This is a genomic window from Corallococcus sp. Z5C101001 (assembly GCF_007352635.1).
GTDB lineage: Bacteria > Myxococcota > Myxococcia > Myxococcales > Myxococcaceae > Corallococcus > Corallococcus silvisoli.
Window position 1 is genome coordinate 326,165 of the sequence record NZ_VKLU01000011.1, and the last position, 21,800, is coordinate 347,964.

At 69.1% G+C, this 21,800-nt stretch carries 24 protein-coding genes; 14 read left to right on the forward strand and 10 right to left on the reverse strand.

The window, feature by feature from the left end; translation table 11 throughout:
* Nucleotides 1–225 precede the first annotated feature (225 nt).
* A complete protein-coding gene (locus tag FOF48_RS25390; protein WP_143905465.1) occupies nt 226–630 on the reverse strand; it encodes a hypothetical protein in 405 nt (134 codons plus the stop codon).
* A gap of 222 nt (nt 631–852) precedes the next feature.
* Between FOF48_RS25390 and FOF48_RS25395 the strand changes: the two genes are divergently transcribed.
* From FOF48_RS25395 to FOF48_RS25420, 6 genes are all read left to right on the forward strand, one after another.
* Nucleotides 853–1,125 (forward strand): DUF2277 domain-containing protein, encoded by a 273-nt coding sequence (locus FOF48_RS25395; protein ID WP_143905467.1) that lies wholly within the window; start codon nt 853–855, stop codon nt 1,123–1,125.
* Nucleotides 1,126–1,150: 25 nt separating this feature from the next.
* Entirely contained in the window at nt 1,151–1,765 is a 615-nt protein-coding gene (locus FOF48_RS25400) for a dihydrofolate reductase family protein (RefSeq protein WP_143905469.1), read from the forward strand.
* A 201-nt stretch (nt 1,766–1,966) separates the two neighbouring features.
* Nucleotides 1,967–2,977 (forward strand): siderophore ABC transporter substrate-binding protein, encoded by a 1,011-nt coding sequence (locus FOF48_RS25405; RefSeq protein ID WP_143905471.1) that lies wholly within the window; start codon nt 1,967–1,969, stop codon nt 2,975–2,977.
* Nucleotides 2,940–4,022 carry an ABC transporter permease gene (locus FOF48_RS25410; RefSeq protein ID WP_255442644.1) on the forward strand — a complete coding sequence of 361 codons (1,083 nt, stop codon included), beginning with the start codon at nt 2,940–2,942 and terminating at the stop codon, nt 4,020–4,022. The genes FOF48_RS25405 and FOF48_RS25410 overlap by 38 nt, the downstream gene beginning before the upstream one ends.
* The gene (locus tag FOF48_RS25415) at nt 4,012–4,983 is read left to right on the forward strand and encodes an iron chelate uptake ABC transporter family permease subunit (RefSeq protein WP_255442645.1); all 972 of its coding nucleotides are present in this window, start codon (nt 4,012–4,014) and stop codon (nt 4,981–4,983) included. Before FOF48_RS25410 ends, FOF48_RS25415 begins: the two co-directional genes overlap by 11 nt.
* Nucleotides 4,980–5,738 carry an ABC transporter ATP-binding protein gene (locus FOF48_RS25420; protein WP_143905475.1) on the forward strand — a complete coding sequence of 253 codons (759 nt, stop codon included), beginning with the start codon at nt 4,980–4,982 and terminating at the stop codon, nt 5,736–5,738. Before FOF48_RS25415 ends, FOF48_RS25420 begins: the two co-directional genes overlap by 4 nt.
* A 75-nt stretch (nt 5,739–5,813) precedes the next feature.
* On the opposite strand, the gene FOF48_RS25425 is transcribed toward FOF48_RS25420, so the two are convergent.
* Complete coding sequence (locus FOF48_RS25425) at nt 5,814–7,151, reverse strand: S41 family peptidase (protein WP_143905477.1); 1,338 nt, start codon at nt 7,149–7,151, stop codon at nt 5,814–5,816.
* Nucleotides 7,144–7,662: a MarR family winged helix-turn-helix transcriptional regulator gene (locus tag FOF48_RS25430; RefSeq protein ID WP_143905479.1), complete on the reverse strand. Its 519-nt coding sequence runs from the start codon at nt 7,660–7,662 to the stop codon at nt 7,144–7,146. Before FOF48_RS25430 ends, FOF48_RS25425 begins: the two co-directional genes overlap by 8 nt.
* Nucleotides 7,663–7,882: 220 nt before the next feature.
* Between FOF48_RS25430 and FOF48_RS25435 the strand changes: the two genes are divergently transcribed.
* Nucleotides 7,883–8,443: a hypothetical protein gene (locus FOF48_RS25435; protein ID WP_143905481.1), complete on the forward strand. Its 561-nt coding sequence runs from the start codon at nt 7,883–7,885 to the stop codon at nt 8,441–8,443.
* 19 nt (nt 8,444–8,462) lie between these two features.
* Nucleotides 8,463–9,020 (forward strand): hypothetical protein, encoded by a 558-nt coding sequence (locus tag FOF48_RS25440; RefSeq protein ID WP_143905483.1) that lies wholly within the window; start codon nt 8,463–8,465, stop codon nt 9,018–9,020.
* A 55-nt stretch (nt 9,021–9,075) separates the two neighbouring features.
* On the opposite strand, the gene FOF48_RS25445 is transcribed toward FOF48_RS25440, so the two are convergent.
* Nucleotides 9,076–9,999 carry a LysR family transcriptional regulator gene (locus tag FOF48_RS25445; RefSeq protein WP_186002063.1) on the reverse strand — a complete coding sequence of 308 codons (924 nt, stop codon included), beginning with the start codon at nt 9,997–9,999 and terminating at the stop codon, nt 9,076–9,078.
* A gap of 104 nt (nt 10,000–10,103) precedes the next feature.
* Here FOF48_RS25445 and FOF48_RS25450 point away from each other — a divergent pair, with 104 nt between their 5' ends.
* Entirely contained in the window at nt 10,104–10,547 is a 444-nt protein-coding gene (locus FOF48_RS25450) for a DUF4437 domain-containing protein (RefSeq protein WP_143905487.1), read from the forward strand.
* Nucleotides 10,548–10,563: 16 nt separating this feature from the next.
* On the opposite strand, the gene FOF48_RS25455 is transcribed toward FOF48_RS25450, so the two are convergent.
* A complete protein-coding gene (locus FOF48_RS25455; protein ID WP_143905489.1) occupies nt 10,564–11,358 on the reverse strand; it encodes an intradiol ring-cleavage dioxygenase in 795 nt (264 codons plus the stop codon).
* Nucleotides 11,359–11,612: 254 nt separating this feature from the next.
* Here FOF48_RS25455 and FOF48_RS25460 point away from each other — a divergent pair, with 254 nt between their 5' ends.
* The gene (locus FOF48_RS25460) at nt 11,613–12,020 is read left to right on the forward strand and encodes a DUF3224 domain-containing protein (RefSeq protein ID WP_143905491.1); all 408 of its coding nucleotides are present in this window, start codon (nt 11,613–11,615) and stop codon (nt 12,018–12,020) included.
* A 34-nt stretch (nt 12,021–12,054) separates the two neighbouring features.
* Here FOF48_RS25460 and FOF48_RS25465 read toward each other — a convergent pair whose 3' ends face one another.
* Both FOF48_RS25465 and FOF48_RS25470 read right to left on the reverse strand, forming a co-directional pair.
* Nucleotides 12,055–12,762: a hypothetical protein gene (locus FOF48_RS25465; protein WP_143905493.1), complete on the reverse strand. Its 708-nt coding sequence runs from the start codon at nt 12,760–12,762 to the stop codon at nt 12,055–12,057.
* Nucleotides 12,763–13,081: 319 nt separating this feature from the next.
* Nucleotides 13,082–13,567, reverse strand: a complete 486-nt coding sequence (locus tag FOF48_RS25470) for a DUF1772 domain-containing protein (RefSeq protein ID WP_143905495.1) — start codon at nt 13,565–13,567, stop codon at nt 13,082–13,084.
* A 78-nt stretch (nt 13,568–13,645) separates the two neighbouring features.
* Here FOF48_RS25470 and FOF48_RS25475 point away from each other — a divergent pair, with 78 nt between their 5' ends.
* From FOF48_RS25475 to FOF48_RS25490, 4 genes are all read left to right on the forward strand, one after another.
* A complete protein-coding gene (locus FOF48_RS25475) occupies nt 13,646–14,434 on the forward strand; it encodes an AraC family transcriptional regulator (protein WP_143905497.1) in 789 nt (262 codons plus the stop codon).
* Nucleotides 14,435–14,539: 105 nt separating this feature from the next.
* Nucleotides 14,540–15,595 (forward strand): hypothetical protein, encoded by a 1,056-nt coding sequence (locus FOF48_RS25480; RefSeq protein ID WP_143905499.1) that lies wholly within the window; start codon nt 14,540–14,542, stop codon nt 15,593–15,595.
* A 691-nt stretch (nt 15,596–16,286) separates the two neighbouring features.
* Nucleotides 16,287–17,255: an endonuclease/exonuclease/phosphatase family protein gene (locus FOF48_RS25485; protein WP_161666081.1), complete on the forward strand. Its 969-nt coding sequence runs from the start codon at nt 16,287–16,289 to the stop codon at nt 17,253–17,255.
* 179 nt (nt 17,256–17,434) lie between these two features.
* Complete coding sequence (locus FOF48_RS25490; RefSeq protein WP_143905503.1) at nt 17,435–18,262, forward strand: glycosyltransferase family 2 protein; 828 nt, start codon at nt 17,435–17,437, stop codon at nt 18,260–18,262.
* Nucleotides 18,263–18,298: 36 nt separating this feature from the next.
* Here FOF48_RS25490 and FOF48_RS25495 read toward each other — a convergent pair whose 3' ends face one another.
* From FOF48_RS25495 to FOF48_RS25505, 3 genes are all read right to left on the reverse strand, one after another.
* Nucleotides 18,299–18,826, reverse strand: coding sequence for a BTAD domain-containing putative transcriptional regulator (locus tag FOF48_RS25495; RefSeq protein WP_255442649.1), 528 nt, complete (start codon nt 18,824–18,826; stop codon nt 18,299–18,301).
* Between the two features lie 49 nt (nt 18,827–18,875).
* Complete coding sequence (locus tag FOF48_RS25500; RefSeq protein WP_235685849.1) at nt 18,876–19,988, reverse strand: DUF1521 domain-containing protein; 1,113 nt, start codon at nt 19,986–19,988, stop codon at nt 18,876–18,878.
* 160 nt (nt 19,989–20,148) lie between these two features.
* The gene (locus FOF48_RS25505) at nt 20,149–21,675 is read right to left on the reverse strand and encodes a hypothetical protein (RefSeq protein ID WP_143905505.1); all 1,527 of its coding nucleotides are present in this window, start codon (nt 21,673–21,675) and stop codon (nt 20,149–20,151) included.
* Nucleotides 21,676–21,800: the final 125 nt, after the last annotated feature.

Sequence of the window (21,800 nt, forward strand, 5' to 3'; positions counted from 1 at the left end):
AGACAGCTTGCTCCGTCCCGGAGAGCGGGAGAAGAGGCTCGGAGCGTGGGCGTCATCCCGCCACGCCCCCCTGCCTCCCCGCCGCCAGCGCTCGTCAGGGGGGCGCCAGTGTCCGGCCCCCCGGGATGAGCCTGCTCGTCCGCCCGATGCGCTGGAGCACCTTGTCGTGCGCCAGCCTGCCCACCCGGTGGAAGGACCCGAGCGCGCCGCGGCCCGGCGCGTGGACTACGGGCCGCCCGGAGGCACGGTGCAGATCCAGGTGTTGTTGGACATGCAGTAGCAGCCCCCCGTGGGCTGACCATCCAGACAGCACTGCCTCTCGGTGCCCGCGAACGGACAGTCCGTGCCTTCGATGAACGTGCACGTGTTCGCGCGCGAGCAGGTCAGCGGCGGAGGCGTCGTCGGGCAGTACTGGTAGGAGCCATTGCACTGCACATAGGAGCCGTCCACGGAAGAGCAGGACGTCCCCGAACACGACAGCGTCGTCCCCGACCCACAGGAGATCGAACACGTGGCCAGGGCGCTGGAGACCTCCCCCAGCTCCTCCGACACGTCACCAGTGGCCGGTCCACCACAGGCCACCAGGGCCGTGACGGCCAGGGCCGTAAGTACTCCCAGGACATGCTTCATGACGGGCTTCCCTTCGTGTGGGTGATGGCGCGTGGCGGGGGCCACTCGCCGCCAGGAATTGAACCACGCCAATTCCACGAATGTCACGAAAGGCAGTCTGTTCTGTCAAAATGAGCTTCGATAGGATTGGCGTGGCTTTCATCAAAGCCAACCTCCCCCCGCGCGCCGGCACCATGAAAGGCGGGCGCATGGCGTACGCTGGTCGCTCCCGGGAGGATCACCATGTGCCGGAGCATCAAGACCCTGTTCAACTTCGAGCCGCCCGCCTCCGACGCGGAGGTGCGGGCGGCGGCCCTCCAGTTCGTGCGGAAGCTGAGCGGCACCAGCGCGCCCTCCAAGGCGAACGAGGAGGCGTTCCACCGCGCCGTCGAGGACATCACGGAGGTCGCGCGCCGGCTGATGGACTCCCTGGTCACCACCGCCCCGCCGAGAAACCGCGACATGGAAGCGATGAAGGCGAAGCTGCGGTCGGCGAAGCGCTTCGCGGTCCGCTGACGGCCTCTTCCTCCTGGAGTCACCGATGCGGCGAATCGTGATGTTCAACCAGCTGTCGGCGGACGGCGCCTTCGCGGCCCCGGACGGAAGCCTGGATTGGGTCGTGGCGGACGCGGAGCTTGAACGGGAGTCCGTCGAGTCCTTGCCGAGCTTCGACACGATGCTCTTCGGACGCCGGACCTACGAGATGTTCGAGTCGTTCTGGCCGAACGCCGTCGACGCCGCCAGCACCTCGCCGGACCCGCACGTCGAGGGACGCAGGAGCGAAGGGGTCCGCGCCATGGGCGTGTGGATCAACGCGTCAGCGAAACTGGTGTTCTCCACGACGCGCAAGGCCGTCACCTGGAACAACTCCCGCCTCCTGCCCTCCTTCGACCCGAGAGAGGTGGAGGCGCTGAAGCGGCAGCCGGGAAGGGACCTGATGCTCTTCGGCAGCGCTTCGCTCGTGTCACAGCTGTCGGAGCACGGGCTGATTGACGAATACCAATTCGCCATCAGCCCGCGGCTCTTGGGCAGCGGCCGTCCGCTGCTCGGGAGCGTGCCCCTGCGCCTCCCGCTGAAGCTGCTGGAGGCCAAGGCGTACCCGTCTGGCCTTGTCATGCTCCGCTACGCGAAGGCGGACTCCGCCTCCCACGAGTGAACGTTGAAGTCCTGCTCACGCCAGGGGCCTCAGCGCGAGCCCGCCACATCCATCGCCTGATCGAAGGCGAGCCTGCGGGCCGCCTCGCCCCACCGGGATTCAATGGGTTTTGACGGTCTCGCGGGGATCCGCTATACCCCGTCTCGATAATGCATATCAATTTCATTTAACATCCCGCCTCTTCTTGGACTGGCCTTTCCCGTGAGCCCCTCTCCCCAGCGTTTCCCGCTCCTCCTCGCGGCCCTGATTGGCGTCGCGGCCATCGGCCTCGCCGTCTACGTCCTGCGCCCCTCGGAGGCCCCTGCTCCGGCGGGAGCGGCACCGGAGGCGGCGGCGTCCCCCGGCGCTGGAGCGGGCCGCCCCATCACGCACGCGCAGGGCAGCACCGTGGTGGCCGCGAACCTGAAGGAGGTCGTGGTCTTCGACCTCGCCGCGCTGGACACGCTGGACGCGCTGGGGGTGGAGGTGCAGGGGGTGGCCGGCGAGTACTTCCCCGGCCAGCTGGCGAAGTACGCGGACGCGAAGAAGTACCCGCGCTTCGGGACCCTGTTCGAGCCCGACTACGAGGCCATCCACGCGGCCCGGCCGGACCTGGTCATCACCGGCGGCCGCTCCAGCGCCCGGTACGCGAAGCTCTCCGCCATCGCGCCCACCATCGACCAGCTGACGGACGACGCGCACTACCTGGACACGGTGGTGGGCAACACGGAGCGGCTGGCGTCCGTCTTCGGCAAGGAGGAGCGGGCCCGCGCGCTGATTGAATCGCTGCGCCAGGCCATCTCCGACCTGAAGCAGACCACCGCCGCTCGGGGACGGGGGCTCATCGTCCTGACGTCTGGCGGCCGGATGAGCGCTTATGGCCCGGGCTCGCGCTTCGGGGTGCTGCACGAGGACTTCGGCATCCCGCCCGCGGCCCCGTCGCTCAAGGCGTCGCTTCACGGCGAGGCCATTGGCTCGGAGTTCATCCTGGAGACGAACCCGGACTGGCTCTTCGTCATCGACCGGGACGCGGCCATTGGCGAGGGCGGCGGCGCGCAGCGGCTGCTGGACAACGAGCTGGTGCGCCAGACGTCTGCGTGGAAGCAGGGGCAGGTCGTGTACCTGGACCCCGCCAACACCTATCTCATCGGCGGCGGCATCCAGTCCGTGCGGCGCCTGCTGGAGCAGATCTCCGATGTCTACGCGAAGCCCCGACAGCCCACCGCACCTTGAGGCGGAGGGCTTCGCGAGGAGCGAGCCCGCCCCGTCCCCCGCGGTCCGCTCGCGAGCCCCGGGTGCGACAGCGGGAGGCGCCCTGCCGCTGCTCGCCGTTGCGGGGCTCGCGGTGCTGGTGCTCGCGGGCGTGAGCCTGCTGATTGGCGTGAGCCACGTGTCCTGGGACGCGCTCCTGGCGCCGCAAGAGAACCACCGCGCCGTGCAGGTGCTGGTCATCAGCCGCGTCCCGCGCACCCTGGCGCTGGTGCTCGCGGGCATGTCGCTGGCGGTGGCGGGCCTCATCATGCAGATGCTCGCGCGCAACCGCTTCGTGGAGCCCTTCACCGCGGGCACGGCGGAGTCCGCGAGCCTGGGCCTGCTGGCCGTCACGATCTTCGCGCCCGGCCTGCCCATCCTCGCCCGGACGGCGGTCGCCGCCGGCTTCTCCATGGCGGGCACCGCGCTGTTCCTGCTCATCCTGCGGCGGATCCCGCTCCGCTCGGCGCTGGTCGTGCCCATCGTCGGGCTGGTGTTGGGGGCCATCTTCGACGCGACGACGACGTTCTTCGCCTACCGCTTCTCGCTGCTCCAGTCGCTGATGTCCTGGACCACGGGTGACTTCTCCAGCGTGCTGCGCGGCCGGTACGAGCTGCTCTGGGGCGCCTTCGTCCTCACGGTCGTCGCGTACGTCGTCGCGGACCGCTTCACGGTCGCCGGCATGGGCGAGGCCTTCACCACCAACCTGGGCCTGAGCCACCCGCGCATCGTCGCGCTGGGGCTGGCCATCGTCGCGATGGTCACCGCCGTGGTGGTGGCGACCGTGGGCATGATTCCCTTCATCGGGCTCATCGTGCCGAACCTCGTCAGCCTCATCGTGGGGGACAACGCGCGCCGCTCCATCCCGTGGGTGGCGGTGATGGGCGCGGGCTTCGTCCTCGTGTGCGACATCGCCGGGCGCGTGGTGCGCCAGCCCTATGAGATTCCCGTGGGCACGGTGGCGGGCGTGGTGGGCAGCCTGTTGTTCCTCCACCTGCTGCTCCGGAGGGACGCCCGTGTGGGCTAGCGCGCTCCGAGCGGAAGGCCACGAGCGGCGGCTGCTCCTCCTGGGAGGACTTGCCGTCCTGTGCGTCGTCGTGTTCATGACCGTGGACGCGGGAGGGCGGTGGGACTTCGTGCTGCCGTTCCGCGGGCGCAAGGTCGCGACGGTGCTGCTGGTGGGCTACGCCATCGCCGTCTCCACGGTGCTGTTCCAGACCGTGACGGAGAACCGCGTCCTCACGCCCGCCATCATGGGCTTCGACACGCTCTATGTGTTGCTCCAGACGTGCCTGCTCTTCTTCCTGGGCTCACGCACGGTGGCCACCCTGGACATCCGCCTGCTGTTCGCGGTGGAGGTCGCGGTGATGGTGCTCTTCTCCGGCGTGCTGCACCGGTGGCTCTTCTGGGGCGGCAGGCGGAGCATCCACCTGTTGCTGCTCACGGGCGTGGTGATGGGCGTGCTCTTCCGCAGCCTGTCCACCTTCCTCCAGCGGGTCATCGCCCCGGCCGAGTTCGCCTTCCTGGAGGACCGCTTCTTCGCCAGCTTCAACAACCCGGACCCCGACCTGCTCCTCGTGTCCGCGGTGATGACGGTGGGCGTGTCGCTGTTGGGCCTGCGCCTGCTGCGCACCTGCGACGTCCTGAGCCTGGGCCGCGACCTGGCCATCAACCTGGGCGTGGACCACCGCCGGGCGGTGTCGCTGCTGCTGGTGGTGGTGGCCGTGCTGGTGTCTGTGTCCACGGCGCTCGTGGGGCCCGTGACCTTCTTCGGCCTGCTGGTGGCGAACCTGGCGCACGGGCTGGTGCGCTCGCACCGGCACATCCACGTGCTGCCCGCCGCCATCTTCCTCGCGGTGGTGGGCCTGCTGGGGGGCCAGTTCGTGCTGGAGCGCATCTTCTCCTTTGGCGCCAACCTGCGCGTCATCATCGAGTTCCTGGGCGGGCTGATGTTCATCGCCCTGCTCATGCGAGGCGCGCTGCGATGATCGAAGCCCGGAATGTCTCCCGCCGCTACGGCGACACCCTGGTGGTGGACGACGTCACGCTGCGCATCCCCGAAAGCGGCGTCACCTCCATCATCGGCCCCAACGGCGCCGGCAAGTCCACGCTGCTGTCGATGATCAGCCGCCTGTTGCCCCTGTCCTCCGGCACCGTGCTCGTGGACGACCTGGACGTGGCCCGGACGCCCGGCGACGCGCTGGCGCGCAAGCTGGCCATCCTGCGCCAGGACAACCCCATCACCGCGCGGCTCACGGTGCGCGACCTGGTGACGTTCGGCCGCTACCCACACTCCAAGGGGCGCCCCACGGTGGAGGACCGCGCCTTCGTGGAGGGGGCGCTCCACCACCTGGGCCTGGAGTCCATCGCCCACCGCTTCCTGGACGAGCTGTCCGGCGGCCAGCGCCAGCGCGCCTTCGTGGCGATGGTGCTGTGCCAGGACACGCACTACGTCCTCCTGGATGAGCCGCTCAACAGCCTGGACATGAAGCACGCGGTGTCCATGATGAAGGAGCTGCGGCGCGCGGCGGACACGCTGGGCAAGAGCGTCGTGCTGGTGCTGCACGACCTCAACTACGCCTCCTGCTACTCCGACCACGTCATCGCGATGCGCGACGGCAAGGTCGCCTTCCAGGGGGCCCCCGACGAGCTGATGCGCTCGGACGTGCTGCGGCGCATCTACGACCTGGACATCGACATCCACCGGCTCGACGGGAAGCTCATCGCCGTCCACTACCGCTGAGGCCCCCTGGCGGCGAGCGGCCTCCGCACCCGCGTGGGGCGCGGAGCCGCTTCTCACCTGGGGGACAGGACGCGCTCAGCTCCGCGTGAACACCAGGGGCTCCGGCTCCCCTTCCCAGAACAGCTCCGCGGCCTTGCCGGTGAGCCGCACTCGCAGGTGGTCATTCCCCTCCACCGCGAACAGCCCCTCCGCCGTCAACGGCACCAGCCGGGCCTCCGGACGCTTCCCGCGCACGAGCCAGAGCGCGCCCTCGCGCAAGGTGGCCACGACCTCCCCGAAGCGGCCCGCCAGCGACTTCATGCGGGCCGGGCTCACGGACACCGGCTGGAGCCGAGCCTCCAGCCCCGTCCGCGCCCAGGTGTACGCGGCGAGCTGCTGGGGCGCGACCCCAGGGGCCGCCATCAACCGCTTCAGGGCCCGGAGCTGGGCCACCTCCAGCGCCTGCGCGGGAGGGACCTCCACGTCCGGGGCGATGCCCACGCCCTCCCAGTTGGTCTGGCTGACGGCGTGGACGGGGTAGCCCTCCGGCACGCTGAGCATGAAGCACGGCGCGACGGGCACGAAGCCGTTGTTGTTCGCGGCGCCCGCGGTCCTGGCGCCGATCAGCTCGCCCAGCTTGAACTGCTGCACGTCATAGGCGAAGTCCTCGCCCGCGGACGCCACGCCACGGTCAATCAAGACATACAGCGGCTTGCCCATCAGCCGCCCCGCCGGGACATGCGCCAGCGTGCGGGACTGCGCGGGCGGCGCGTCAGCCCGGTGGAAGGTCATCAGCAGGGTGTCCTCGTCCAGGAAGTGGCTGACCAGGTACTGCACCGCCGCGGCGTGGCCGCCGCCGTTGCCCCGCAGGTCGATGATGTACGCGTCCCCGCCCTTCAAGAACCGGAGGGCGTCGTCGTAGGCCACGCCCGTCTCGTCCCGCGTCCAATGGAAGCCGGAGATGCGCAGGAGGCGGACGTTCCCAGGCAGGACGCGCAGCTCGGTCAGACCGTAGTGCTCACGCAGGCCCCACTCTCGCATGAACGCGTCGTCATCCCGGCTCCCCGCCGGGGCGGCCTTCGCGGCGGCGTACCTCGCGGGCTCGTTCAGGAGGTACAGGTGCAGGTCCTTGCTGGCGTCCTTCAGGTCCAGGGTGATGCGCTCCGCCAGCAGGGCGGGCGAGTCCACGTCATAGCGCCCCGCCTTGCGTGACTGGCCCAGCCGCCCCAGGACCGCCGCGCGCTTCTCCGGGAAGGCATAGGCCGTCCGCACCGCCTCCTCGACCCCCGCCAGGGCCGCGTCGCGCTCCTCGGCGGTGAGCCGGGCACGGGCGGGGCCTTCGACGCGCACGGCGGGCGCCGGCGGTTGTGCCAGGGCCGGAGCGGCGCCCGACGACAGCAACATCAACACAGCGGCGAAACAGCGGTCAGACATCCTCATCCAGGTCTCCTGATACGTCCGAGTCATCCCCATGCAAGGTGTCGCCAATGCGGGCCCGTAGGCCGCGCCGGTCGAGGGCCTGCTCCAGGCCCGCCAGGTCCGCGAGCAGCGTCGGCGCCCCTTCCGCGAGCACCTGGGTGGCCGCCGCTTGGATGGCGGCCCACAGCGGCGCCAACCTCCGCGCCGTCTCCCGCCCCCGGGCGGTGAGCTTCAATCGCTGACGCCGGCCGTCCTGCGGGTCCGCCTCGCTGGCGATCAACTTCTCGCGCTCCAGCGCCGTGCGCACCTGGCTCACGGCCGCGTGCGTGATGCCCAGCCGCTGCGCCAGCTCCCCCACCGTCAGGGGTCCTGCGTCCCGCAGCGACGTGAAGACCCCGTACCACCTCGGCTCGAACCGCTCGCCCGAGGCCTCGTAGGCGGCGTGGACATCCCGGTCCAGCCGCTCCACCAGCCGCCGCAGCCGAGACCCAAAGGCCCCAGCCCCCTGTCTGACCACGTCATCCATGAATCCGTAAGTACTTACCTATTCTGCCATTGTCAATGAAGGGGCCCGACACACGCCAGGACGGAAATCCGTGACACGCGTGTCACGCCTGAGCACCCCGGACGGTGTGTCAGGCCCTCTCCCTCCTCTGTGACTGTGTGTGGCACCTGACTTGCTCTGCCAGCGCTCCACCATGAGTCGATCCGGTCCGTCCCCCTCCTTCGAAGCGTCTCCTCCGGTCTTGCGCCCCAGGTTCTGGGCGGCACGCCTGCTGTTGTTCGTGGCCTGCGTCAGCGTGGTGGCCACCTCCGAGCCCGTCTCCGAGGACGTCCTGTCCGAGGAGTACGTGGGCGCCCCGCTGAGCATCACGACCGAGGCACCCAAGGTGGTGCGCCGCCTCATCGTCCGGGCCTCCGCGCCGAAGCCTCCCTCCAAGGAGGTGGAGGCGGAGATGACGGCGCGGGTCACGGCGCGGTGGCGTCCCTCTGATCCCAGCCAGACAGCGAGCCCCTGGCTCCGGGTGTCCCTGGTCGACACAGCGAACAACTACGCCATTGGAAGCAAGCTCGGCGTGCTGACGGAAGGAGCGCCCGTGACGGTGGAGGTGGAGCCATCCACGAACCTCTCCACGTACTGCGAGCTGGACCAGGGCTGTGAATGGAGCGCGGACCTCACCCTCGAGGTGCAGCCCAACGCCGCCCCCGGGACGGTCGAGCTGGAGTGGACGGCGCAGGCCCGGGCGCGGGTGGTGGGCACCTCCAGCACCCCCAAGGGCTTCACCGTGAACGTCTCCGAGCCCTGAACCTGGAGCTGAAAACCCCATGCGAATCCCCATCCCCTCCTGTGTCCGGCACCTGCTGCCAGCTGCCCTCCTGCTGCTGACCCCCGCCTGCTTGAGCATGAATAGCTCGGCGGAGAAGGACTCCGAGACCGAATCCCTCACCCTGACCCCAGCCGAGTCTCACGCCGAAGCGCGGCTGCACGTGGTGGCCGCCCCCCGGGCGGGCAAGCGCGCGAAGCTCTCCTACATCAACCTCAACTTCGACATGGAGCAGTCCTGGCGGCCACAGGAGACAGACGTCCCGGCGGTCCAGCCCTGGTACCGCGTCAGGCTGGTGGATGAGCGCGACGGGCACGTCGCGGCCGAAGACATCCTCGCATTGACGGAGCCGAACAAGACGTACCTCGTGGGCCTGCGCCCCGAGTTGGGCTTGGAGGACAAGGAGATCGAGCGGTTCGAGGCCACCTACCGGCTCGAGTTCGACCGGCAGGGGCCGCCCTCCGAAGGTCCCATCCAGATTGGATGGAAGGCCCATCTGAATGCGCTGGCCGATGAAGACGATGTGAAGGACATCGAGCTCACGCTGGCGACACCCTGACGGCCGCCGGTAGGACGTTGGATGTGATGGCTCCCCCTGCCGAATGGGGGAGCCGTCACCGCGCGCGCTTGCGCCGGGGGGAAGGCGGGGGCTTCGCGAGCAGCTCCGCCTGGGCGGCGATGGTCCGCGCCAGGAAGTCCACCACCGCGCGCACCCGCGCGTTGTGGGCCAGGTCCTCGTGAAACACCAGCCATACGGTCCGCTCCAGCTCTGGCAGCGCATCCCGGAGAGGAACCAGCTCGGGGTGCAGGTGGCCGAAGTACGCCGGCAGCAGCGCCACCCCCAGCCCTTCGCGAGCAGCCTGGAGCAGCCCCAGGATGGAGGTGAGCCGCACCGGGACGGTGGCCTTCGCCGCGTGCATGTCCAGCCACTTCGACTCCGGCCAGCGCCTCGAGTCCTGCGCATAGCCGATGACGGCATGCCCCTGGAGCCCCGCGTCCAAGCGCACCGGCCCCCGGCGCTCCAGGTACGCCCGGGACGCGAAGGGCACGACGCCAATGGCAGCCACCTTCCGGGCTCGCAGGGAGGCTTCCCGCGGCCGCACCAGCCGGATCGCGACATCCGCGTCGCGCCGCACGAGCGACAGGGACTCGTAGCCGGAGAGCAGGTGCAACTCGATTTCGGGATGCTGCTCCTGGAAGGCCGCCAGCCACGGCATCACGTTGTGCACCAGGAAGGAGTCCGTGGCCGTGACGGTCACGGGGCCGGAGGGGCGCAGGTCCTCCCCGCTGGCCAGCCGCTCCACGCGCAGCGCCTCCGCCTCCACCGCCTCCGCGGCCGGCAGGATGCGCAGCGCCACCGCCGTGGGCCGGAAGCCCGTGGGCGTGCGGTCGAAGAGCCGCGCCCCCAGCTCCTGCTCCAGCACGGCCAGCCGCCGCCCCACGGTGGTCTGGTCCACCTTCAGCAGACGCGCCGCCGCGGAGAGGTTCCCGCCCCTCGCGATGGCCAGGAAGTGCCGCAGGTCGCTCCACTCGGGCATGGTCTGTATTCTCGCAGAAGCACCCTGCGGAAACGGGCATTTTCGCAGACCCTCCTCCGTCGCCATCCTCCCCGGCGTTTCCTTCCACCGAGGAGTTCGCGCCCGTGAAGCCCCTTCCCAAGCTCGTCGCCGCCGTCGCAGTCGTCTCCGCGTTCACCTTCGCCGCCGCCAAGGGCCGCGAGGCGGCCACGTTCCAGCAGACCGCCTATGACAAGCTCGCCTGGACGGAGCTGATGCCCGGCGGCCCCTCCGTGCACGTCCTGTGGGGCGACATGAAGAAGGGCCCATACGCCCTCCTGATGAAGTTCCCCGCTGGGTTCGACTCGGGGCCGCACACCCACTCCGCCGGCTACCACGGCGTGCTGGTGAAGGGCCGGATGACGAACACCAGCGAAGGTGCCACCGGGGCCGGCCCCGTCGAGGCCGGCAGCACCTGGGACCAGCCTGGAAAGGTCGTGCACCGCAACCAGTGCGCGGCGGACGCCGAGTGCGTGATGCTCATCGCCCAGGACAAGCCATTCGACTTCGCCCCAGCTCCGGCGAAGTAGCCCGAGCGAGGGTGCGTCAGACCTGGATGGGCACCACGAGGCTGGCGGAGTAGCCATCCGTGGTGTTCCCCGTCACGGTCGCCAGCTGCCTGGACACGCCGTCGCTGAAGACGTTGTCGCTGGAGAGGGAGATCTGGCTGAGGTTTCGGACGCTCTGCGAGTAGCCCGAGGTGGCGAACACCTGATTGCAGACGTCCTCCGGCAGGGCCAGCTGGGACGTGGCGACCTTGTTCCGGGAGGAGTTGACCGAATCCAGGGAGGGATAGATCTCGAAGTGGATGTGCGGCCAGCGGCCGCTGTAGCAGGCAGGGAAGATGCTGGTGAAGGACACCTTGCCCTCTTCGTCCGTCTGCTGCACGCCGCGCAGGTAGTTCTCCTGGGTGACGCCGGACGAATACATCGAGTACAGGCCCGCGCGGTCGCAGTGCCACAGGTAGATGGCGTAACCCCGCAGCGGGGTGCAGCTGTCGTTGCTGGCGACCAGGGTGAGGGTGACGGTGAGCGGGACGCCCTGCGCCACGCCGGTCGCGCCCGCGATGCTGGAGCGGATGTCGCCGCGGACGATGCCCGACAGCACCAGGGCGTTGGCCCCGTTGGAGCCGTCGCCGGGATAGGGGCCGGCCGTCTCCTCGGGGATCCTCGAGCATCCCGAGGCATCACCGCCGCCGGTCTCCGAGCCACCGCAGCCGATGAGGGGGATGAGGCTGCTGAACGCCATCCAGCGCAGCAGCTCCCGCCGGTCCGTGCGCGTCGCCAGGATGCGCAGGTCCTCCTGGAGTCCGTGGTGGTGATTCCGTTCGTCGTCGCGCATCTGTGTGCACCCCCTGTGAACGTCCCTGACGCTAGGGGAAAGGTCTTAAGCGAGTCCTAAGCCGCCCCAGGTGACGCCTTTTTGCAATCCCGAGGGAGGGGTCCTGACGTACCTGTCGGGCTCCTCGATGAGGGAGCAAGCGGATGGCGAAGGCCGCAAGGAAGAGGCTGGCGTGGGGGCTGTGCGCCGTGGTCTTGCACGGCTGTGCGGGGGCCCAAGCCACGGTGCCCCATGAACCCCGGAGCGAGACACCCATGACGAAGCGTGCGAGTGGCCCTTTCGACGTCAAGCTGACCCCGATGGCGCCGGAGGAAGGAACGGTGGAGGCGGCCCTGGGCCGGATGACGCTGGACAAGCGCTATCACGGAGGGCTGGAGGCCACGAGCCAGGGGCAGATGCTGGCGGTGCGGTCCCCGGTGGAGGGTTCCGCGGGATATGTCGCGATGGAGCGCGTCAGCGGGACCCTGGACGGACGGAGCGGCACCTTCGCGCTCCAGCACTCCGGGACGATGACGCGCGGGGCACCCCAGCTGGTCATCACCGTGGTACCGGACTCCGCCACCGGTGAGCTGGTGGGGCTCGCCGGGACGATGACCATCGACATCGCTCCGGGAGGCCAGCACTCCTACGCCTTCCAGTACACGCTCGCCGGGACGCCGTGAGCCTGGCGCCCGGGAGCGCGTATCACCAGCGCGCTCAGGGCGCGCAGTAGCGGACCGCCTGGAGCGTGAATGACTGCGGGCTCTGGGTGGACGTCATCACGAGCGCGCCCATCCAGTTCTCCGGCAGCTCCTCCAGCCGTACCCACTGCGAATAGCGGTGCAGCGACAGCGGCGCGGGCCCGGGTGTCCAATCCATCGGGCTGCCACCATGCCCCAGCCCCCAGAACCGGCCCCACCAGTCGAACATGGAGTCGCCTCCTTCAGGAGCCCTGAACTCGGAGAGCCACCCCACCTGGAGCCTGCGGGACGTCGTCGCGACACCGAACCAGGGCACCTCGCCCGGAGTGGTCACAGCCAGGGTCTGTGTGGTCACTTCACCGAAGAGGTTCCCCAGGACCCTGATGGCTTGGGTGCCGCCCTGTTGGCTGCGGAGCACCATGACAGGGGACTCCAGAGGGCCTCCTGCTCCCGCACCCAACTCCACGAGCTCAGCGTCTGGATAGGCGTCCGACGAGAAGGTCCGCGGCTCGCCGACTGGATTCAGATCGGCATCGAAGCGCTGGAGCCGCAACACCCCCTGCTGCGGGCTGTCCACTCGCTCGAGGACCAGCACCAGGAAGCCCCCATCACGCAGCCCCATCACGGCCTGGGTGATGAGAATGGTTCCGTTGTCGAGCGCCTGCATCAGGACCCGTGGTGCGACCATCACCTGCCCGTCCAGGTCCGTGAGCGTCCCCGACATCACTCGTCCGCCGTGCCCGACACCGGTCACATTCCGCCAGGTCGCCAGCACTCGCGTCCCGTCCGCCGACACAGCCGCCCTCGTGACCCTGTCCCATACGGGCTGATCGAAGAGGAGCATGCCCTCCGCGGGCTCGCCCTCCCGCGCCACGGGACGCCCCTGCTCATCGAGATCAGCCATTGCATCCTTGCTTCCATCATCCCAGCATTGACGGACCGGACATCCGTCTCGCTGCGGAACATGCTGAGTTCAACTCATATTATCGCGCTCCCCCAAACGACTGACATCACCATCAAGGCGACAGGCAATTCAACCTGCCTCACCGGGGCACCCGAACCCACGACAGCGCCTGGAGCGCCGCGAACCAGGCCCCCGCGACCAGCGCGTGGCGCAGGTGGTTCGCCCGGGCCCACCGCATCGCGGTCTCCACCGCGCTCGCCGAGTCGGACGCCTGCATCAGCCGCACCATCGTAGGGATGAAGTACGAGAAGGTGAGCAGCCGATCCACGAGCGCGACCAGGGCCGCCGCCAGCCACCATGAGCGCAGCGGGCCCGTGGCGTGCGCGGCGAAGAAGAGGCTCGCCAGGGTGAGCAGCGTCAGGGGTCCCGTGCTGACGAAACCCCAGAAGCGCCGCCCCACGTCGTCCGCGCGCGCCGCCTCCGAGGACCAGCGCGCGCCAGGGGTGTCCAGCCACCGGGGGAGCACGATGCGGTGCTCATAGAGACCCGCGCCAAACGCGATGCCCAGGTTGACCACGAAGAGCCACAGGAGGACTTCCGCCACCGACAGCTTCAGGTTCATCATGGCCACAGGATGCGTCCCGGGGGCGTGAGCGTCTTTCGTGCCCTTGTGCTGTCTTTCAAGTTCCTGCGGTGTTCCTCCATGAATTCCCGCCACGCCCTCCTTCAACAGATTGGCGCCGACGTCGTCCGCTTCCAGGAAGCCTCCGCCGAGTTCGATGCGGCCGTCGGCGAGGTGCTCGCGCTCGGGCACGCGGAGCTGGCGTGCCTGGCGCAGCTTCACTTCGGAGGCCCCGTGCCGCTGAGCGCGGTCGCTCGGGGCGCCGACGTGGCGCGGCTGGAGCTCGCTGGGTACGTCCAGCGGGAAGGCACCGGCAGCCGCGGGCGGCTCGCGCTCACCGGACATGCCCGTGAATGGATTGAAACCCTCTGGGGCCCCCTCCAAGCGGATGGACTCCAGCTGATGGCACCCCTCCCAGAGGCGGACCTGAAGGTCATCGCCAGCTTCCTGACCGCGGCGCGAGCGGTCCAGGACCTTCACGCCGCACGCCTCGCGAAGCTGCTCCAGGCGCCTGGGGGCTCGCGAGCGGCGCGCAGGCGAGGCGGGCTCTCCGCCGCGGCGCTCCACCGCGTGAAGCTCTTCGTTGAAGCGCACCTCGCACGGCGGATCCGCGTGGGGGAGCTGGCTCAGCGCTCGGGCCTGAGCGTCTTCTACTTCACCCGGGCCTTCCGGCAGTCCACGGGGATGACGCCACACGCCTACGTGCAGCAGCGGCGGGTGGAGCGGGCGCGCGAGCTGTTGGGCCAGTCGACCCGGTCCCTGGGAGACATCGCGCTCGAGGTCGGCTTCAGCTCGCAGAGCCACTTCACCACCGTCTTCCGCCGGCTCACCGGGCTGACGCCCGCCCGCCTCCGGCGCGCGGGGCGTTGAGGGCCGGGCGCGCGAAGATCCGGCCCGGCGGGCGTAGAAGCGGGTGACCGGCGTTTTCACCGGGATTTCCGGCGGCTGAGTCCCCTCCTCCCAGGTTCCTCCACCATGCCCCGACCCAAGAGCCCTCTCGTCTGGATCCTCCTCGCCGTCGGAGGCGCCTGCGCCCTGTGCTGTACCGGCACGTTGGGGCTCATGGTGCTCGGCCTCCTGGGCGGCGATGCCACTCCGGGGGCCGTGGCCACCAGCCCCATGAACCGGGCGCGTGCCGGAACCCGGGGCGAGCCCGGCGGCTTCGCGTTCGACGCCCCACCGGGATGGAAGAAGCTGGAGGACGGGCGGTTCATCCTCGAATGGGTCGACCGCGGCGACACGCTCGGGGTGGAGGCGCTCCGGCTTCCGAGCGTGCCCGGACTCGACGACGGCGAAGGCAAGCTCGCACGGCTGTGGCGGGAGCGCATTGGCGCGGACTGGAACGACGTGAAGCCCAACCCGCTGGCGATGCGGCGCTTCGTGACCAACGGGGCGCGCGCCTACTTCACCGCGGCGGAGGTGCGCTCCAAGACAAACAACCGCTCCTTCCGCGTGAGCCTCTATCTGGTGGAGGCGGACGACCGCCTGGAGCCGCTGGTCTTCATCCAGAGCTTCATGACGCCCGGTGGGATCGCCGAGTCCCTGTCGGCCTCCTTCTCCTGGAACGCGTCCTACCCCAGGGTGGAGGAGGCGCTGAAGGGCGTGCGCGGGAGCCCTGTCGGCCTGCCGCTGGTGGATGACGCGGAGGTGGTGGGAGACTTCCTCTACGGCAGCAGCACCTCCACCCAGTGGGTCAATGCCTATACCGGTAGCGCCACCATGACGGCGGTCTCCTACAGCGCCGAATACAGCTTCGGCGCGAACCACGCGTTCCAATACAAATACGCGGGCGCGTCGGGCCAGGTGGGCGCGATGAGGTTCGGCTCCGAGGACGACCAGGGCACCTGGAGCGTGAAGCACGACGTGCTGACCGTCGCGGGAGCGAAGCGGACACGCCGGTTCCTGCTCGTCGGAGCCGCGCGAACGCCAGAGGGCAGGCGCACCCTCTATCTCATGCCTGAGCACCCGGGCTGGTCCCTCTCCCCCGGCGGCATCGCCCAGCACGCCGAGCTGTACGTGGCCAAGGATTAGACACGAAGGGCCCGCCTCCGGTGGGGGCGGGCCGTGATGCACCGAACGGAATACGCATCGACCCGGCTTCCTGGGCAATGACGAGCGTGATTCCAGGCGGAGTCCCCTCCAAGAGCGGGCGACACCTCACGCCCGGTGCGCTCCGCATTCTGGATGCCTTCCGCACGACCAGCCCCATGAGTTGCGTCCGTAACACCTGTCGGAGGACGCCGGGGTGTCGCGTGGGCGTTGGATTCAGCGCGAGCCCCTGGCCCACCACTCGCCAGGAGGACAAATGAAGTCGGTCGTAGCGCATGAAGGGTTTGAGCCTTGTCGTCGTCGATCCCTGCTCCAGGCCTTGCTGATTCCTTCGGCGGCCCTGGCGGTTCTCCTGACGGCGGAGACAGGGTGGGCGGCCTGCAACGATGGGGTCAAGGCGTCCTGCACTGTCATCGGTGATGATTGCCCGGGAGAGAAGGTCTGCGACGGTGGGATCTGGAGCGAGTGCACGCCCACGCTCTGCCACCCACCGCCGGCCCTGACGCCCGTGCTGCGCTCGGAGGGACTGGGAACGGGGAACGAGCTCTACTCATCCACCACGGGCCCCACGAGCACACGCTCCTTCGTCCATGCACGAACCTTCACGGTCATCGCGACAGCGAACGCGGGCCCGGCCGTGAACATGCTGCGGCTGTCAGGAAACGTTGACGTCGTGTGCGAACTGGGAGGAACGGAGTCCACCTTCCGCACGCCCTTCTTCCAGGACGTGGTCGCGAGCGGGACCACCGCCGGACTGACGCTCTCCCGGACCTTCAATACGTCCGCCGCGGTGTGTCCCACCACCGCGGCATACCGCCGCACCGCGGTCCGCTATGAGATGGCCGCCACGATGTACGCAGCGGATGGACGGGTTGTGTCCACGTGGCCCGCCAAGGCGGAATACCTGCGGCTCCTCAAGTTCATGAGCTGGAACATCCATCACGGCGTGGGCACGGACTCCGTGCTGAACCTGCAGCGAATCTCCAACACCCTGCTGGCATCCGGCGCCCACTTCGCGGGCTTCCAGGACGTGGATCGCCACTGGTCAGGGCGCAGTGACTGCCAGGACCAGCCCGAACTGCTGAGGCAGCAGACGGGGATGAGTGTGCTCTACAGCCCCAGCCTCGACGAGGGCGCCAATCTCTTCCAGTGTGGCCTGGGAAGCCACCGGCAGTATGGCAATGCGTTGCTCAGCCGGTTCCCCATCACCTCGAACTCCATCGGGTTCCTGTACCATCCGGATGGGTTCGAGCGGCGCAGCGTCCAGGCGGCGGTGGTCACCATCGGCGGGACGCCGCTGACCCTCTTCTCGTCCCACCTCCAGCACGGCTCGACTGAGAACGACAAGCTCGTCCGCTACTTCCAGGCGCTGGAGCTGGAGGACTTCATCGGCAACTTTGGCGGCCAGCCCAAGTTCCTGATGGCGGACCTCAATGCCGAAGAGAGCACCTGGGAACTTCAGCCGATTCGCGATGCCCTCCAGGACTCCTGGTTCGCGGCGGGCAATGCCTCGCGGAGTCGAATCGACTATGTCTTTTCGTCGCCCCTCCCCGTGAGCCGGGCCTTCTTCGTGGACACCCTCGCGTCCGACCACCACGCCTACGTGAGCTGGATCAGCCTGGAGCCCACGAGCGTGCCCTGACCCGGAGCCCGCGGGGGGGAGGTGACGAAGATGCTCCGGGGGACCGGGGTGGGCTAGCATCCGCCGGCCATGAAGGGCCTCCCTCCCGCGTCCCCCCGCCTCGCCCTCCCGGGGCGTGCGCCGTCCATCCCTCCTGGGAGCGCGCACGCCGCGACAGGATGGGAAGAGGGAGGGAGCAGGTGAGGCTCTCCGGCTTCGTGATTCACGGCAACAACCGGGACACCCTTCCACGGTGCCTGGAGGGGCTGCTGTCTGTCTGCGACGAGGTCGTCGCGCTGGACTCGATGTCCACGGACGGCTCCACCGAAATCGCGACGCGGATGGGAGCCCGCTCGGTGTCGTTCCCCTGGGCGGGCTACGGCGCCGCGAGGGCCGCCGCGATCTCCGCGCTGGGCCCGTCCGACTACGTCTTCTTTCTCGACTCGGACGAGCACCTGGAGCCCGAGTCCATCCAGGCCATCCGGGACTGGAAGGCAACGGAGCCTCGGGACCCCGTCTACCGCCTGCCCCGGCATGACTGGGCGGAGGTGGAGGGCCGCCGCTTCCTCTACCGGACCGAGTGGCGCGCGCGCCTCATCCGCCGGGATGTCGCGGTCTGGCGCCCCGAGATGATCGTCCACGAGGCCCTGCCTCGCATGCGCGCGCTGCGCATCCAGGCCCCCATCGAGCACCAGTTCGCGACCTCCGTCTCCTGGCGCTCCGCCAAGGAGGAGCGCTACGCGATGCTGTGGGCCGTCATGGCCTTCGCCGAGGGCCGGCGACTCAAGCCCGCGCTGATTCAACGCCCCGTGCACGTGCTGCGCGATGGGCTCCTGCACGGCGCGCTCTGGCGCGGAGGGTTCGCGGCCTTGAAGCTCGCATGGGTGGTGGCGGGCTATCACGCGGCCAAGTACCGCTACCTGCGTGAGCTGCGGCAGGGCCGCCACCCCGAGCTGATCCAGGCCTTCCGGGAGCAGCGCTATGGGGAGCTGTTCCAGAAGATCCGGACCGGCGAACTCACCGGGTGACGGAGCGGGCCCCCTGGCGCGCGGCGCCGCGGCGGTCTACCGCTTCGCCGCGGAGCCGGCCTTCGCCTGCTCCGCCTGCTTCTTGAGCGCGAGCAGCGTTCCACGAGCCCGCTGGGTGGAGCGGCGGCGCAGGGCGGGGTCGTACTCGATGGCCCGGCCCAGGTCCTTCAGCCCCTCCGGCACCTTGCCGCGGCGCAGGAGGATCTCCCCACGGCCCACCAGCGCGTCCACGTTGGTGCTGTTGAAGCGCAGGGCCTGGTCATACGCCTCGAACGCGTCATCCACCCGGTCGACCGTCATGTACGCGGCGCCCAGCTGCGCGCGAAACACGGTGTCGTGCGGCGCGGCGGCCACCAGGCCCTCGAAGATCTGCAGCGCGACCTTCACGCGGCCCGCCAGCAACATCTGGTGGCCGGTGGCGGCGTACTTGTAGAGCCGGTCGTTCGACAGCCCGAGGAACTGCCCGAGCGTGACCTCGCCCCGGATGAGCCCTTCCTCCAGGGACGGAGCATCCTTCGGCGCATCTTTCGGCGCGGCCTTGGGAGACACGGGCTTGCGGCTCACGGACACCTCATCCGGGGGCCCCGGAGGGCCCCCTTCCAGGGGGTTGCGGTCAGACGAACAGGTTGCGCTTGACCATATCATTCAGGCGGCCGACGTCGTCGAGCGCGCTGAACATGGTCTTCACGCTGTCGAAGGCCTTGGTGATGGCCTTCGCGTGCTCGTCCTTGTCGTACTTGCCCAGGTCGTCCTTGCCCGTGAACGGGTTGAAGCCCAGCGACTGCGTGTTGCCCAGCGCGTTGAACGTGCGGGTCACGGACTCCGTGGCCTTGGTCAGCGCGTTGTCGCGGGTGGTGTCGAAGGTCGCCTTGTTGAACGTGGCCGAGCTGGTCTTCCCGTCCGAGCTGGAGATGGCCTTCTCGCTCAGCGTCATGAAGTCGCCGGTCTTGAACTTGTCGACGGTGCCGTCGTTGCCGGTCACCTCGCGGCCCCCGTAGGACCAGGAGGCCGTGGAGTCACCCATGTTCAGGCGGTCTTCGAAGTGCTTGGTGGTGAAGTCCGCGGAGACCTCCCAGCCATCCTTCTGGATGGTGCCGACCTTGCCCTTGCCCTTGTCGATGTCGGTGACCTGGATGTGGTCGTCGCCGCAGGTGATGTCCAGCTTGCCCGTCACCGTCATCCCGTTGCCGTACGGCACGGTGCCCACGTGGATCTGCGTGCCGTCACCCAGCACGAAGGTCGTGTCGCGCTTGAAGTCGAACTTGCCGCCGTCGCTCTCGTCGACGTGCGGGTCGCCCCAGATGCGGGTGCTCTTGCCGTCCGGGCCGGAGATCTTCCACTCCTGGGTGCCCAGCTGTTCAATCTTGTAGCCGCCCGGCGTGGTGATGACGCCGTTGTTGTCGACCTTGAGCTTGTCGGCGGGGCGCATCTGCGCTTCCCACTTCGGCGCCTCGGAGGGGAAGGCCCCGTTCGTGGTGGCCCCCTGCTGAGTGTCCGCGGGCGCCTGCTGGCTGGTCACGAACGCGCTGCCGTCCGGGGTCTTCGTCGTCGACGCAGGCTGCGCCGAGGCCTGCTTCAGCTGCGCCTCGATGAGCTTCAACGCCTCGTTGGCCGTCGACTCGATGAGCTTGAGGTTCTTCGCAAGCTCCGCCTCGCTCAAGCCGGGAGCATTGGTGGCGCTCTGCAGGACGCGGGTGCTGCTGCCGGTGGAGGTGATACCAGCCATGATCTTCCCCTCGGTGTTGGGCGCCTGCGAGGCGCCGGATATCTCACTGAGGGTTATCCCTCCGGGGCGATCAGAAGTTGTGCCTACATGGTGAATTCCACCAGGGCGGAAAACCGGGCGCGCCGCCTCCCGGGGTGAGGCCGGCGCCACCCAGGCCGGACTACCAGCCCTGGTTGTCCAGGGCGACGCGCAGGCTGGTGAGGAAGGCGTACTTGATGGCGGTGGCGCTGGCCTTGTCCTTCACCATGTCGTCCGCCATCTTCATCCAGGCGGAGACCTCCGAGGAGCTAGGAGGGCGGTAGCTGCTGCCCAGCACCTCGTGGAGGGCCTCGTCCAACACGCGCATCAGCGTGGCGCGGTCCGTCTTGTCCAGGCCGTCGCGGGCCTCGCGCATCATGGAGGGCAGCGTGTTCTTCACGCCGGACGCGTTCAGCTTGTTCTCGTCCACCAGCTTCTTGGCCTCCCCCTCCCAGCGGGACAGCTCGCCGGCGCTGGGCTCGCGGCCATAGGTGGCCTTGAAGGCGTCCTTCGCCAGGGTGCGCAGCGTGGCGGCGTCCGTCTTGTCCAGGCCGTCGCGCACCTCCCGCATCATCCCGGGCAGCGTGTTCTTCACGCCGGTCGCGTTCAGCTTGTTCTCGTCCACCAGCTTCTTGGCCTCTCCCTCCCAGCGGGACAGCTCGCCGGCGCTGGGCTCGCGGCCGAAGGTGGTCTTGAAGGCGTCCTTCGCCAGGGTGCGCAGCGTGGCGGCGTCTGTCTTGTCCAGGCCGTCGCGCACCTCCCGCATCATGGAGGGCAGCGTGCTCTTCACGCCGGTCGCGTTCAGCTTGTTCTCGTCCACCAGCTTCTTGGCCTCTCCCTCCCAGCGGGACAGCTCGCCGGCGCTGGGCTCGCGGCCGAAGGTGGTCTTGAAGGCGTCCTTCGCCAGGGTGCGCAGCGTGGCGGCGTCTGTCTTGTCCAGGCCGTCGCGCACCTCCCGCATCATGGAGGGCAGCGTGCTCTTCACGCCGGTCGCGTTCAGCTTGTTCTCGTCCACCAGCTTCTTGGCCTCTCCCTCCCAGCGGGACAGCTCGCCGGCGCTGGGCTCGCGGCCGAAGACGGACTTGAAGGTCTCCTTCGCGAGGCCGCGCAGCGCGGCGGGGTCTGTCTTGTCCAGGCCGTCGCGCACCTCCCGCATCATGGAGGGGAGGTTGTATTTGATGGAGGTGGCGTCCATCCCCTGGTCCGCCAGCTTCTGGGCTTCGGCGGTCCAGCGGCTCAGCTCACCCTCCCCTGGAGCCCGGCCGAAGAGGCTCTTGAACGTCTCGCTCGCCATGGAGCGCAGCTCGGCGGTGCTCGGCTTCACCGTGGAGCCTGACTGGATGGCCTTCAGCTTCTCGATGACCGCGTACTTGATCTCCGTGGCGCTCTTGCCCTTACCCGCAAGGTCATTCGCGAGCGCGATCATCTCCTTGCGCTCGTTCGAGGACGGAACGCGCCCGATCTGACGGTAGGCCTCGTCGACCTTGTTGGTGAGCACGTCCGGCCTGGGCCGGCTGTCTGGCAGCAGCGGCCCGGTGGGAGCCGCCTTGGCCTGCGGCGTCGTGACGTACTGCGTCCGGGCCACGTCCGTCGGCGCCGCCGCGGTGGGGGCCGCCACCGCCTGCGCGCTGGTCAACTCCTGCAACCCTTGGAGGAACTGCAGCTCCATGGCCTGCGCAGACGGGGCCGCCGCCGGCGTCTGGGTATTGGAAGGAATGGCACTGAGTGGACGCTCGCTCACCTTCATGGAATCTCCTCTGGAATGGAAAAGCGGGCCCCCCGCCATCTCAAATC

Coding starts and splice junctions, on each gene's coding strand:
- FOF48_RS25475 (WP_143905497.1), top strand. CDS start 13,646: ATGAATTCCCGCCACGCCCTCCTTCAACAGATTGGCGCCGACGTCGTC.
- FOF48_RS25460 (WP_143905491.1), top strand. CDS start 11,613: ATGACGAAGCGTGCGAGTGGCCCTTTCGACGTCAAGCTGACCCCGATG.
- FOF48_RS25425 (WP_143905477.1), bottom strand. CDS start 7,151: ATGTCTGACCGCTGTTTCGCCGCTGTGTTGATGTTGCTGTCGTCGGGC.
- FOF48_RS25500 (WP_235685849.1), bottom strand. CDS start 19,988: ATGGCTGGTATCACCTCCACCGGCAGCAGCACCCGCGTCCTGCAGAGC.
- FOF48_RS25430 (WP_143905479.1), bottom strand. CDS start 7,662: ATGGATGACGTGGTCAGACAGGGGGCTGGGGCCTTTGGGTCTCGGCTG.
- FOF48_RS25480 (WP_143905499.1), top strand. CDS start 14,540: ATGCCCCGACCCAAGAGCCCTCTCGTCTGGATCCTCCTCGCCGTCGGA.
- FOF48_RS25410 (WP_255442644.1), top strand. CDS start 2,940: ATGTCTACGCGAAGCCCCGACAGCCCACCGCACCTTGAGGCGGAGGGC.
- FOF48_RS25455 (WP_143905489.1), bottom strand. CDS start 11,358: ATGCGCGACGACGAACGGAATCACCACCACGGACTCCAGGAGGACCTG.
- FOF48_RS25395 (WP_143905467.1), top strand. CDS start 853: ATGTGCCGGAGCATCAAGACCCTGTTCAACTTCGAGCCGCCCGCCTCC.
- FOF48_RS25470 (WP_143905495.1), bottom strand. CDS start 13,567: ATGATGAACCTGAAGCTGTCGGTGGCGGAAGTCCTCCTGTGGCTCTTC.
- FOF48_RS25445 (WP_186002063.1), bottom strand. CDS start 9,999: ATGCCCGAGTGGAGCGACCTGCGGCACTTCCTGGCCATCGCGAGGGGC.
- FOF48_RS25420 (WP_143905475.1), top strand. CDS start 4,980: ATGATCGAAGCCCGGAATGTCTCCCGCCGCTACGGCGACACCCTGGTG.
- FOF48_RS25505 (WP_143905505.1), bottom strand. CDS start 21,675: ATGGAGCTGCAGTTCCTCCAAGGGTTGCAGGAGTTGACCAGCGCGCAG.
- FOF48_RS25465 (WP_143905493.1), bottom strand. CDS start 12,762: ATGTCGGGGACGCTCACGGACCTGGACGGGCAGGTGATGGTCGCACCA.
- FOF48_RS25440 (WP_143905483.1), top strand. CDS start 8,463: ATGCGAATCCCCATCCCCTCCTGTGTCCGGCACCTGCTGCCAGCTGCC.
- FOF48_RS25390 (WP_143905465.1), bottom strand. CDS start 630: ATGAAGCATGTCCTGGGAGTACTTACGGCCCTGGCCGTCACGGCCCTG.
- FOF48_RS25400 (WP_143905469.1), top strand. CDS start 1,151: ATGCGGCGAATCGTGATGTTCAACCAGCTGTCGGCGGACGGCGCCTTC.